The sequence below is a fragment of the Idiomarina zobellii genome, assembly GCF_900100855.1.
Taxonomy (GTDB): Bacteria; Pseudomonadota; Gammaproteobacteria; order Enterobacterales; family Alteromonadaceae; genus Idiomarina; species Idiomarina zobellii.
This window is the reverse complement of sequence record NZ_FNCB01000021.1, coordinates 1-12,994: the sequence shown is the minus strand read 5'-3', so window position 1 is coordinate 12,994 and position 12,994 is coordinate 1. Positions and strand designations below refer to the sequence as shown.

Genomic DNA, 12,994 nt, shown 5'->3' with positions numbered 1-12,994 from the left:
AACTGTACGTGCAGTAAACTAATTATCAATTCATAGTTCGTCATTAGGAAAATGCGCATGCGTTGGTTTGTTGTCACATCCCTTGTGTTATTCATGGTTGCTTGTAGCGAAGCACCAGCAGAAGCAGAGAAAACTGATGAGGCTCGTCCGGTTAAGCTACTTACAGTGACCGAAAATAACGGCGCTAAACTGCGTGAATTTCCCGGTGTTGTGGAAGCCGCAAAAGTGGCGCAGTTGACGTTTCGGGTTGCCGGTGAAATTACCGAACTCCCGGTAAGACCGGGTGCCGAAGTTAAGCGGGGCGATCTTATTGCTCGTCTTGACCCGACCGATTACCAACTTGCTGTGGATCAGGCGAAAGCTCAATATGAGCTGGCGGCATCGCAGTATGAAAGGAATAAGGTGTTGGTCAATGAGGGCGTGATGTCAGAAGCGCAATTTGACCAAATTGAGTCACAACGGGCGGTGGCTAAGTCGAACTATGAAACGGCTAAAGCAAACCTGAAATACACTGAGTTACGGGCCCCCTTCGATGGCGTGATAGCGAGTTTAGCGGTTGAAGCTTATGAAAATATTCAACCGAAACAACCCATAGTCACCTTGCAAATTAATAACGCGATTGATGTCAGTATTCAGGTACCGGAGAAACTGTTCGCCAGAGTCAAAAAGCAAACTGACTATGAACCTATGATTCGCTTTGACGCAGCTCCTGAGTTTCAATTCAGGGCTCACTTGAAGGAGTGGGACTCGCAAGCCGACCCGGCAACCAATACGTATGAGGTGGTTTTTACTCTGCCTAAACCCGACAACCTGAATGTTCTTCCGGGCATGACTGCAACGGTCATTGTGGATATGGCTCAAGTTCTGCGCTCAACAATTACCGGTATGTTGGTACCGACAAAAGCGGTGTTTACTAATGGCAGCAATACCGAGCAGCCGCCGTCTTATGTGTGGGTAGTGGCGGAAGACATGTCCGTTGAAAAGCGCAAAGTGGTTGTCGGTACCGCGACCAATGATGGCCTGACAATTGTCAGTGGATTGAAAGAAGGCGAAACCATTGTTATTGCGGGAGTCCATCAGCTTCGTGAAGGCCAGAAAGTTCGTGAATGGCAACGCGAACGGGGGCTGTAATGGATATCGCCCGCTATAGCATGACCCGCAAAACAACCAGCTGGATGTTTCTTCTGCTGTTGTTGGTCGGAGGAATTGTCGCATTAACTCAGTTGGGTCGCCTGGAAGACCCTAAGTTCACCATAAAACAAGCGATGGTGATAACCCCGTATTCGGGGGCGTCGGCTCAACAAGTGGAAGAGGAAGTCACGTATCGTCTGGAGAATGCGATTCAGGAACTGAGCTACGTGGATAATATCCGCTCGATATCGAAGCCCGGGCTGTCGCAAATTACGGTGGAGATGAAGAGCACTTATAGAGCGGATGACCTGGAGCAGATTTGGGATGAACTTAGACGCAAAGTGAATGACACTAAGCGTCAACTTCCTCCGGGCACAGGCGAGCCTATTGTTCGTGACGACTTCTCTGATGTTTATGGTGTGATGCTGGCCATTACCGGATCCGATTATTCGTACAAAGATATCGAGCACTACGCTGACTTTCTGAGAAGAGAGCTGGTTCTAGTTGAGGGTGTTGGCAAGGTCTTGTTGTCAGGAGAGCGTCAGGAGCAGGTTATTGTTGAGGTCTCTCGGGCGCAGTTGAGCAATTTTGGTATACCGCCACAGCAAGTCGCCAATTTACTGCAAACACAAAATGCCGTCGCAAATGCAGGGCGTGTGACTATTAATGAAGAATCGATGCGCATTGCTACCAGTGGCGAGTTCTCCTCTGTCGAAGACATGGAAAAGTTGGTCATTAGTAACCCCGGAGCAAGTGAGCGTATTTACTTGCGCGATGTCGCCAACATTTATCGTGAGACAAAAGATATTCCTGATCATGTTGTTCGCTACAATGGTGAACCTGCGCTTTGGTTAGCATTGTCGTTCGCCGATGATGTGAACGTCGTGGAAGTTGGTGAGCGTCTTGAGCAACGTTTGAATGAGCTTTCCTATGCTCAGCCAATTGGTATGAACGTTGAGCGTATTTACGATCAGCCCCACGAAGTTGAAAACTCCGTTAATACCTTTTTGCTGAATTTAGTCGAAGCGGTCGCTATTGTCGTTGTAGCGCTGCTGCTGTCTATGGGTTTTAGAAGTGGCCTGCTGATTGGCTCTGTGCTGTTATTAACGGTGCTTGGTACCTTTATTTTTATGCGTCTTGGCGATATTAACCTACAAAGGGTGTCCTTAGGCGCACTGATTATCGCTCTGGGTATGTTGGTCGATAATGCCATTGTTATTGCTGACGGCATTATGGTCGGCATGCGTCGTGGGCAGAGCAAAGTGCAAGCCGCAACTCAGGTGGTCAAACAAAATCAATGGCCGCTGTTAGGGGCTACTGTCATTGGCATTATCGCTTTTGCACCAATTGGTCTTTCGTCTGACGCCACTGGCGAGTTCGCTGGTAGCTTGTTCTGGGTCTTGCTGATTTCCTTGCTGCTTAGTTGGGTGACGGCTCTAACCTTGATTCCTTTTTTAGCTGATAGGCTATATTCGGAAAAAGACATTGGCGATGAAAACGACGATGCCTTTAAGCACCCACTTTATGTAAAGTACCGCAGTGCGTTGCGTGTTTGCCTGAGACATCGCGTGATTAGCATGCTGGCCATGGTCATTATGTTGGTTTTAGCTGTTGTCGGTTTTGGTCAGGTAAAACAGGCCTTTTTCCCGCCATCTACTACGCCACTGTTTTATGTGGACTTATGGTATCCACAAGGAACCGACATTCGTCATACCGAACAGGATTCAAAACGCCTCGAAGACTACTTGCTCGACAAACAAGAGGTGGTTTCGGTCGCAACAACCGTCGGCCAGGGAGCACCGCGCTTCACACTGACTTATTTGGTCGAAAAAAGCTATGAAAGCTACGCTCAGTTGCTGGTGCGTGTAAACGACAAAGAGGCGATGTCGCCACTTATGGCGGATATTCGAAAACGTATAAAAAACGCTCACCCTGACGTTGAAGACAAGCTGATTAGGGTCGAAATAGGACCGGCAACGCCGGCGAAAATTGAGGCACGCTTTTCAGGACCGGATATTCAGGTGTTACGTCAGTTGAGCGAAAAAGCGCAGGCGATAATGCGTGACGATGCAGGTGCCGTCAATATTCGTTCTGACTGGCGACAGCGCACTAAGTTATTGCAGCCGGAATATGACGAAGCAGCCGGGCGACGTGCGGGCATTACTAAAGAAGACGTGAATAACGTTTTGCTGGGTAACTTTGTCGGCCAGCAAATTGGGGTTTATCGCGACGGAACCGACCTTTTACCAATAGTGAAGCGAGCGCCGGCGGCAGAGCGTGTTGATCTTAACAATTGGCAGGAACTGCAAATCTATAGTCCGGTACTCGATAGGTTTATACCGCTGGCGCAAGTGGTTAGAAGTATTGATACCACCTGGGAAGACCCGTTAATACTGCGTCGCGATAGAAAGCGCACACTGACGGTCATGGCTGACCACGATATTTTGGGTAGCGAAACCGCAGCTCAGGTATTTGAACGTGTGCGCCCGAAAGTAGAAGCTATCGAATTGCCGTTGGGCTACGAGCTCAGCTGGGGTGGTGAGCATGAAGCATCAAACAAGGCTCAGAAGGCGTTATTTGGGGCATTGCCGCTGGGCTTTTTGGTGATGTTTATTATTACCGTGCTGTTGTTTAATAGTATTCGTCATGCCGCCGTGCTTTGGACAACGGTACCGCTGTCGATAATTGGTGTGACGGTTGGTTTATTGTTATTGAATAAACCTTTTGGCTTTATGGCACTACTGGGTTTCTTAAGCTTGTCAGGCATGCTGATTAAGAACGGGGTTGTGCTTTTGGAGCAGGTCAATGTCGAGCTCGAGTCTGGTAAATCTCGCATTGATGCGCTGGTCGATGCCGCTGTTAGCCGTGTCAGGCCGGTCGGTATGGCGGCAGCGACAACCATCCTGGGTATGTTGCCGCTGCTGTTTGACGACTTCTTTGCCAGCATGGCGACGGTTATCATGTTCGGCCTTGGTTTTGCCACAGTACTGACGCTGTTTGTGGTACCGGTTATGTATGCCATTGTGCAAAAAGTGGAGCGCCCTTAATCAGGGCGCAATCAGCCAGCGCATTCATCTTATTTATACCCTGAATTATCTGATTTATAGTCCTCTCGCATGGGAATTTAAGCGCAAAATCCGTATAATGCGCCGCACTAGTGAACCGTCTTGAATTCATGCAAGCAAATGAGAGGTAATACGAGTGCTTAAAGAATATCGTCAGCACGTGGAAGAGCGTGCCGCAGAGGGCATCCCTCCGAAACCACTAACGGCAGAACAAGTAGCCGATCTTGTTGAACTACTGAAGAACCCACCAGCAGGTGAAGAAGAATTCTTAGTAGAGTTATTGTCTGAGCGCGTACCACCAGGTGTTGATGAAGCCGCTTACGTAAAAGCTGGCTTTTTGAGCGCACTGGTAAAAGGCGAAATACAAAGCCCGGTTATCAGCAAAGAAGACGCCGTTAAATTGCTTGGCAATATGCACGGTGGTTACAACATCGTGACTTTGGTTGAGTTATTGGACAGCGCTGATCTAGGTCGCTTAGCGGCAGAAGAATTAAAGCACACCATCTTAATGTTTGACGCCTTCCACGACGTTGAAGAAAAGATGAAAGCGGGCAACGAGCTGGCTAAAGAAGTGGTTGAGTCATGGGCCGAAGGTGAGTGGTTCACCAGCCGTGACAAAATGGCAGACCAGATTAAAGCGACTGTCTTTAAGGTTACCGGCGAAACCAACACCGACGACCTGTCACCAGCACCTGACGCTTGGTCACGTCCTGACATTCCACTGCATGCCAAAGCCATGTACAAAATGCCTCGCGAAGGCATCACTGATGCAGGCAAGCAGATTGAAGAGTTGAAAGAAAAAGGTCACCCGGTTGCTTTCGTAGGTGACGTCGTAGGTACAGGCTCTTCACGTAAATCAGCAACCAACTCTGTCCTGTGGAACATTGGTGAAGACATGCCGGGTACGCCGAACAAGCGTGCGGGCGGTATCTGTATTGGCGGCAAAGTTGCACCTATCTTCTTCAACACCATGAAAGACGCTGGTGCGTTGGTATTTGAAGCCGACGTCGAAAAAATGAATATGGGTGATGTCATTACCATTTACCCATACGACGGCAAAATTGAAAACGAAGCGGGCGACGTTATCGCTGAGTACGACTATGCGTCACGCGTTATTCTTGACGAAGTGCGTGCAGGTGGCCGTATCAACCTGATCATTGGTCGTGGTTTAACCACCAAAGCGCGCGAATCACTGGGCTTAGGTCACAGCGACTTATTCCTGACTCCAGAGCAGCCAGAAGACAGTGCTAAAGGTTACACCCTGGCACAGAAGTTAGTGGGTAAAGCCTGTGGTATGGAAGGCGTTCGTCCTGGCACTTACGTTGAGCCGAAAATGACCACCGTAGGCTCGCAGGACACCACCGGTCCAATGACCCGTGACGAACTGAAAGACCTGGCTTGTCTTGGCTTTAACGCTGACCTGGTTATGCAGTCTTTCTGTCACACGTCAGCCTATCCGAAGCCGGTTGACGTTGAAACTCAGCATACACTGCCTGACTTCATCATGAACCGTGGCGGCGTTTCGTTGCGCCCGAACGACGGTATTATCCATAGCTGGTTGAACCGTATGTTGTTGCCGGATACCGTCGGTACTGGTGGTGACTCGCATACACGTTTCCCGCTGGGTATTTCGTTCCCTGCAGGTTCTGGTTTGGTTGCCTTCGCAGCTGCAACCGGTGTTATGCCGCTGGATATGCCAGAGTCAGTACTGGTGCGTTTTAAAGGTAAAATGCAGCCGGGTATTACTCTGCGTGACTTGGTTCACGCAATTCCTGCGTTTGCTATTAAAGACGGCTTATTGACCGTAGAAAAACGCGGTAAGAAAAACGCGTTCTCAGGTCGCATCCTGGAAATCGAAGGTCTTGAGCACTTAACCGTAGAGCAAGCGTTCGAATTGTCAGACGCATCGGCAGAGCGTTCTGCAGCAGGTTGTACCATCAACTTGTCAGAAGATTCAGTCAGTGAATACTTGCGCTCTAACATCACCATGTTGCGTTGGATGATCAACGAAGGCTACGGCGATGCGCGTACGCTTGAGCGTCGTGCTCGTAAGATGGAAGAATGGCTTGAGAACCCATCACTGACGCGTGCCGATAAAGATGCGGAATACGCAGAAGTTATCGAAATCGATTTGGACGAAATTAAAGAGCCAATCGTTTGTTGCCCGAACGACCCTGACGACGCTAAGTTCTTAAGCGAAGTTGCCGGCGATAAGGTTGATGAAGTGTTCATTGGCTCGTGCATGACCAACATTGGTCACTTCCGTGCCGCAGGTAAACTGTTAGAGAAAAACTCTGACCCGCTAAACACGCGTTTGTGGATTGCACCACCAACGAAGATGGACAAAGCACAGCTGGAAACCGAAGGCTATTACGATATCTATTCGCGTAACGGCGTGCGTACCGAAATGCCGGGTTGTTCACTGTGTATGGGTAACCAGGCTCGTGTAGAAGCTGGCGCAACCGTATTGTCAACGTCGACTCGTAACTTCCCGAACCGCTTAGGTGATGGCGCGAACGTTTACCTGACGTCGGCAGAGCTGGCAGCAGTTGGTGCTATTGTAGGCCGCTTGCCAACTCCGGAAGAGTACCTGGAGTACGCACAAGACATCAACTCGATGGCTGGCGAAGTTTATAAATACCTGAACTTCGACCAAATGGATGCCTTCCGCGACGCAGAAAAAGCGGCCAAGGAAAACATCATCCCAACCATCAACGTGGCTTAATGAGTGCTTAGGTTGCAAGGACTCTTTACGAGGACGCCCGCAAGTACTTCCCTGTAGGGCTTGGGCAGCGCCCTCCATGGCGCTGCACACCTCGTTAAGAGTCCTCGCAACCGTTGAGCGCACTCATTAGCAACTTATAAAACCGCTTCGGCGGTTTTTTTGTGCCCGATGTTCAGTAGCCTGATGTTCACATCAGGTGAGATATTCTAGCTTGTAGGTGGTCTGTTTATAGTCTATATTTAGACTGTTCAGTCGGGAGGGAGCTATGCAGATAAAAACCATTAGTTACATTAAGCAAAATGCGGCGTCACTGAATGTCGAAGAGCCTATTGTGGTCACTCAAGGTGGAAATCCGGTATATCGTATTGAGTCGGAAGCTAGTGCTAGACAACGGGACGAAGCTATTGCGACACTTAAGCTGATGAATTTGGCTGAAAGGGATATTCGAAATCAGAATATTCTATCTCTTAGCGAAGCAAAAGAAAGGCTAGAGCGTGAAATCAGTACAAAGAAGTTTGAGCTTTAGTTCTCAGTTATGAACTACGATGTTAATTTTACCGAGCTCAGTTATAAGACTCTGGCTGCTTTAACCCGCTATATGGAATCCCTTCTGGGTCAGGATGAAGCTATTAGGTTAGGTCATCAACTTCTTGATTTCGCCATCAATAAACTCGGCGATAACCCTTTGCAATTCCCCATTTCTCATGAACTTGAGACGTTAGGTATCACTGACTATCGAGTAGTGCTAGTAGATAATTATAAGATCTTATTTCGTCTGGGTGAAGATAAAACGAGTTATGTCATGGCTTTTCTTCGACAGAAACAGAATACCCAAGAGCTGCTTTACCAGATAATGATTGGGTAGCCCGATGCTATTGCATCAGGTGCGATAGTCGAACACCTCACCTGACGTAGAACGTCAGACTACAAAACTCTGTGTTGGTCAGCCGTGTGCTTGTAAGTCGATAGGGCAGGTTGTTCACTTGTGAGCGTTATAAGTGTTGAGTACTTCTGTGGCGGAGTGTCGAAGGCCATGGATGGCCTTCGTCAAGCCCTCATGGATGAGCTCGTAGCGTCTCCGTCACAGAAGTACTCAATGCTCAAGCGAAATAAGTGAATAACCTGCCCCTACCTGATAGCGGGGGTCTGTTCTATTTCTGCCCAGCAATCCAGTTGTTGATGTGTTGTTCGAGTACTTTCAGTGGCACGCTGCCGTTTTCCAGTACCGCATCGTGGAACTCACGAATGTCGAACTTATCACCTAACTGCTGTTCTGCTTCGCGGCGTAAACGCTTAATAGTCAACTCGCCGAGCTTGTATGAAAGCGCTTGCGCAGGCCAGGTAATGTAACGGTCAATTTCGGTTTTCACGTTATGCAGTGACAATGCGGTATTGTTGGCCATAAAATCCATTGCGCGCTCACGGCTCCAGCCTTTAGCGTGCATACCGGTATCCACCACTAAGCGTGCGGCACGCCACATTTCATAGCTTAAACGACCAAAGTTACTGTAAGGGTCTTCATAAAAACCCGCTTCCAGCCCTAAGTACTCAGAGTAAAGACCCCAGCCTTCACCGAAAGCTGAAATGTATGTCTGTTGACGGTATTCCGGTAAGTCTTCTAACTCACCCGCAATGGCGTTTTGTAAATGATGACCCGGTACCGCTTCGTGCAGCGTCAGTGCTTCCATCTGGTAGAGCGGGCGGCGGTCTAACGCGTAGGTATTCACCCAATAAAAACCCGCACGATCATCTCGGTTGGTTCCTGAATAACGGCCGGTTGTGTACTTAGGCGCAATTTCTTCGGGAACCGGCGCTATACCATAAGGCTTACGTGGTAAGGTTTTGAATAGCTTCGGCAGTTCACCGTCCATTTTCTTGGCTATCCAGGCGGCGTACTGCAGCAACTCTTCTGCTGTTTCCGGATAGAATTGGTCGTCAGTACGCAGAAACTCAACGAATTCGTCAAAGTCACCATCAAAGCCGGTTGCCTCAATGGCTTCCAGCATTTCACCGCGAATCCGAGCGACTTCCTGCAAGCCTATCTTGTGAATTTCGTCAGCGGTCATATCCAGCGTGGTGTAATGCTTAATACGGTTTTGGTAAAACGCATCGCCGTTAGGTAGTTCACTAGCGCCAACGCTTTCGCGAGCATTCGGTAAGTACTCTGTTACCATAAAGGTGAAGTAATCGTCGTACGCAGGCATGACTTGCTCGTCAATCGCTGTCATTGCGTCTGCTTTTAGCGCTTCCCACTCAGTGTCATTGACAAAAGCAGGTTGTTTGGCAAAAGGAGAGAAGTAAACACTTTCACTGGCTTCCTGAACAAGATAAGCCAGAATACTTTCTTCGAAGCCAGCCATAGCTGCGGCCGGTTGCGTGTAGCCTTCCTCAATAGCTTTTCTTAGCCAATGGGTTTGTTGCTCCATGTAGCGCGGAATACTGCGCAACTTCGAAATATAGTTTTGATAATCTTCAACCGAGTTAAATGAAGTATACGACGGCATAAAGGCCAACGAACTGTGGAAGCTACCCTCGGCCGTTAGTGGCATGTAATGCGCATTAAAACGGTATTCGTCGACACGGTTTTTCAGCGAGTAGCGAATCATAGCGTGGTTAATTTTATCTTCGTCGCTCAGCTGGTTCAGTTTTATCGCGTCCAATTGCTCCAGCCATTTTGACTGTTTTTCATAGCGAGCTTTCAAGGCTTCCGGTGACATGTCCGTTAGCTCGGTATCGCTGGACTCATTCATACCTTCCCAAATGGTGTCTGCCAACTGGTGAAATTGCTCAGCAACACTCTGTTGTGCAACGTTTTGTTGGGTCGGCTGTTGTGACGTTGTCGTCGCACAGGCCGTTAACCCCATTAAACTTCCAATAAGAATCAGATTACGCATGATTTTTCCTTGCGGTGTCATAACGAATACAGGCATTCTATAATGCCTTTTGCATGAGTTAATGTAAAAAGCAATGCAGCGAACTCACAATAATAATAGTTAAACGGGAGAAAAGGGTGGATAAAGCGCAATCAGGGATATACGCCGAGCCAAATTTGCACGGCTTAACCTTGTTTTGTCATGTCATGAGTGACGATGTCGAGAGTTTACGTCGTAAACTGTCTCGATTCCCGGCTATCATTCAGGACTTAGATGCACGCTTTTCTGAAGCCATGCTGACCGGCTTTGTCGGAATTGGTGCTGAATATTGGGATATCCTTTACCCGCATAAACGGCCGCTGCACCTGCAGGCATTCCCCGAGCTAAGCGACGCAGACCGGGAAGCGCCTCGTCATCCTTTTGACTTAGTCTTACATATACGCTGCGACCGCTTCGATGCCAATTATTTAGCGGGCAGAACCATTATGGAGTGGTTTGGTTATGACATTGAAGTGGCAGAGCAAATCCGTTCCTTTCGTTATTTAGACGGCCGCGACCTGTTGGGCTTTATTGATGCCCCTGATAACCCAAGAGGTATGCGCAAACGCGAAGCCTCGCTAATAAACGCAGCTGACGACACTGCCTTTGTTGACGGTAGTTATTTGTTTGTTCAGAAAATTCGCTATGACTTACGGCGTTGGGATTATTTAGGCCCGGAAAAGCAGGAGCAGATTATGGGACGAGAGAAAGTCTCCGGCGAGCGTTTACCAGAGGCAATGATCGACGGCGTCACTCATGCTGCTAAAGCGAAACTAATGGATAAGAATGAACAGCCAATACCTTTGTTACGGCAAAACATGCCTTGGGGCGACTTGCGCGAGCAAGGGTTATTAGGGATGTACTTTTCTCATGCGCCTAAAAGTGTTGTCGAGTGGTTAAAGGCACGTTATTACGCCGATGAGCAGGGGCAATACGACCCGATACTCGATTACTCTCAAGCCGTTTTGAATTCCAGCTTTTTTGTTCCGTCAACGCGTTTTCTCTTAGAAAACAGAGAGCTACCCGTTAATCAGGAAGACGGCAGTACTGACTGATTGGCAAACAACTCTTTGACTTTTTGCAGTGTAAAATCAATGTCTTGTACTTTTACCGGTGCAATAAAAATAGTGTCGTCGCCGGCAATAGTACCCAACACGCCTTCTTTTTTGCCAACCGAGTCGAGTAAACGGGCAATAAGTTGTGCGGCTCCGGGGCTGGTCCGAATAATTACCATGACATCATTATGCTGAATATCCAGTACAAGCTGGCTTAATGGCGCCTTAGTTGAAGGGACAGCTAAATCAGGAGGCAGACAGTAAACCATTTCCTGCTTTGCGTTACGGGTTCTGACTGCACCGTACTTACTAAGCATACGCGACACTTTCGACTGGCTAATGTTCTCAAAGCCTTTCTCTTTCAGTACGTTAACTATCTCGCCTTGCGAACCGTAACGCTCTTCACGAAGTAACGTTTTGAAGGCGTCAATTAATTGATCTTTCACCATTATCGTGCCGCTTCCTGACTGTCATTTTATGCTATAATGCGACCAGTTTACTGCATTCTGTGACGCTATTCGAGCTTTGTTATAAAAGGCTCGTCAGTTGTATTTAACAGCGTATTCAAGTACAGTTTTGCACCAAATTCTGCATGTTTATGCAGTTCTAATCGACAAACAAAACGGAGTCTGAGATGAAAGTAGCCGTATTAGGTGCGGCCGGTGGTATCGGCCAGGCATTGTCATTACTTTTGAAAACACAACTTCCAGCAGGTTCAGAGTTATCTTTGTATGACGTTGCGCCAGTAGTTCCAGGTGTTGCGGTTGATCTAAGCCATATCCCTACTGACGTAAAAGTCACAGGCTTCGGTAAAGACGACCTTGCGTCAGCATTAGTTGGCAGCGACATCGTATTAATTCCAGCGGGCGTGCCTCGTAAGCCAGGCATGGATCGCTCTGACCTGTTCAACATGAACGCGGGTATCGTTAAAAACTTAGTACAAGGTGTTGCCGACAACTGCCCTGACGCGTGTGTTGGTATCATTACCAACCCAGTAAACACCACCGTGCCAATTGCTGCTGAAGTTCTGAAAAAAGCAGGCTGCTACGACAAGCGTAAGCTGTTCGGTGTCACCACTCTTGACGTTATCCGTTCAGAAGCCTTTGTTGGTGAGCTGCGTGGTCTGAATCCAGAAAACGTAAACGTACCGGTTATTGGTGGTCACAGCGGTACAACGATTCTGCCATTGCTGTCTCAGGTTGAAGGTGTTGAGTTTACCGAGCAAGAAATCAAAGACTTAACTCACCGTATCCAGAACGCAGGTACGGAAGTTGTTGAAGCAAAAGCCGGCGGCGGTTCAGCAACCCTGTCTATGGGTCAGGCTGCAGCGCGCTTTGCTCTGTCATTGCTGAAAGGCCTGCAAGGTCAGGACACTGTTGAGTGTACCTATGTAGAAGGTCCGGGCGACAACGCTAAGTTCTTCGCACAGCCAGTACGCTTAGGTAAAAACGGCGCTGAAGAAATTCTGTCTTACGGCAAGCTAAGTGCTTTCGAACAAAAATGCATGGACGACATGCTTGACGGCCTGAAAGGCGATATCCAAAAAGGCATCGACTTCGCCAGCTAAGCTGAAGAAACTTTCAGCAATCCGCTTTTGAAAATATTGGGGCAGGCCAGCATTGGCTGGCCATTGTAGGTTATCTTCCGAAAGACGCCTGCAAGTACGTCCCTGTAAGGCTTGAGCAGCGCCATCCTTGGCGCTGCACACTTTCTCCAGATAAACCTGCAATGGCGCTACACAAGCCCTACAGGGATGATGGGATGGACACCTCGCTTTACACGGCGTCGCAATGCGCCATTATTAAAGTGATGTGTTCAATAATCTCAAACGAGGTGTCCACCCATGAAAGTTACAACAATTAGTATCGATTTGGCAAAATCTGTTTTTCAAGTTTGCGGAACTAATCAAGGGGGAACCGAAGTGTTCAACCGCCAAGTCCGAAGAAACAAATTGCTCGAGACCGTTATACAGTTCCCAGATGCTGATGTTGTGATGGAGGCATGCAGTGGCTCTAACTACTGGGGCCGTTTGTTTATTAAGCATGGTTTAACCGTCAAACTCATCCCCCCTCAGCATGTAAAACCATTTGTACGTGGAAATAAAAA

9 protein-coding genes and 1 pseudogene are annotated in these 12,994 nt (G+C 48.3%); 8 read left to right on the top strand and 2 right to left on the bottom strand.

Annotated elements, in window-relative coordinates; translation table 11 throughout:
* The first annotated feature begins 57 nt into the window (after positions 1-57).
* The 5 genes from BLT32_RS12230 to BLT32_RS12210 all read left to right on the top strand — a co-directional run bounded on the left by BLT32_RS12230 (position 58) and on the right by BLT32_RS12210 (position 7,786).
* The gene (locus tag BLT32_RS12230; RefSeq protein WP_053954582.1) at positions 58-1,131 is read left to right on the top strand and encodes an efflux RND transporter periplasmic adaptor subunit; all 1,074 of its coding nucleotides are present in this window, start codon (positions 58-60) and stop codon (positions 1,129-1,131) included.
* A complete protein-coding gene (locus BLT32_RS12225; RefSeq protein ID WP_053954583.1) occupies positions 1,131-4,178 on the top strand; it encodes an efflux RND transporter permease subunit in 3,048 nt (1,015 codons plus the stop codon). Before BLT32_RS12230 ends, BLT32_RS12225 begins: the two co-directional genes overlap by 1 nt.
* 154 nt (positions 4,179-4,332) lie before the next feature.
* A complete protein-coding gene (gene acnB / locus BLT32_RS12220; protein WP_053954584.1) occupies positions 4,333-6,921 on the top strand; it encodes a bifunctional aconitate hydratase 2/2-methylisocitrate dehydratase in 2,589 nt (862 codons plus the stop codon).
* 265 nt (positions 6,922-7,186) lie between these two features.
* Positions 7,187-7,447 carry a type II toxin-antitoxin system Phd/YefM family antitoxin gene (locus BLT32_RS12215; protein WP_053954585.1) on the top strand — a complete coding sequence of 87 codons (261 nt, stop codon included), beginning with the start codon at positions 7,187-7,189 and terminating at the stop codon, positions 7,445-7,447.
* A gap of 9 nt (positions 7,448-7,456) precedes the next feature.
* On the top strand, positions 7,457-7,786 hold the full coding sequence (locus BLT32_RS12210) for a type II toxin-antitoxin system RelE/ParE family toxin (RefSeq protein ID WP_053954586.1): 330 nt from the start codon (positions 7,457-7,459) through the stop codon (positions 7,784-7,786).
* A gap of 286 nt (positions 7,787-8,072) precedes the next feature.
* Here BLT32_RS12210 and BLT32_RS12205 read toward each other — a convergent pair whose 3' ends face one another.
* On the bottom strand, positions 8,073-9,815 hold the full coding sequence (locus tag BLT32_RS12205) for a DUF885 domain-containing protein (RefSeq protein WP_053954587.1): 1,743 nt from the start codon (positions 9,813-9,815) through the stop codon (positions 8,073-8,075).
* A 116-nt stretch (positions 9,816-9,931) separates the two neighbouring features.
* Between BLT32_RS12205 and BLT32_RS12200 the strand changes: the two genes are divergently transcribed.
* A complete protein-coding gene (locus BLT32_RS12200; protein ID WP_053954588.1) occupies positions 9,932-10,888 on the top strand; it encodes a Dyp-type peroxidase in 957 nt (318 codons plus the stop codon).
* Here the strand turns inward: BLT32_RS12200 and argR are convergent.
* Positions 10,864-11,337 (bottom strand): transcriptional regulator ArgR, encoded by a 474-nt coding sequence (argR, locus tag BLT32_RS12195; protein WP_053954589.1) that lies wholly within the window; start codon positions 11,335-11,337, stop codon positions 10,864-10,866. The two genes, BLT32_RS12200 and argR, sit on opposite strands and share 25 nt — an antisense overlap.
* Before the next feature lie 185 nt (positions 11,338-11,522).
* On the opposite strand from argR, the gene mdh reads away from it, so the two are divergent.
* Together mdh and BLT32_RS12185 are read left to right on the top strand one after the other, a co-directional pair.
* Entirely contained in the window at positions 11,523-12,455 is a 933-nt protein-coding gene (gene mdh, locus BLT32_RS12190; RefSeq protein ID WP_053954590.1) for a malate dehydrogenase, read from the top strand.
* Positions 12,456-12,731: 276 nt separating this feature from the next.
* Positions 12,732-12,994, top strand: a pseudogene (locus BLT32_RS12185) (IS110 family transposase); the annotation flags it as partial.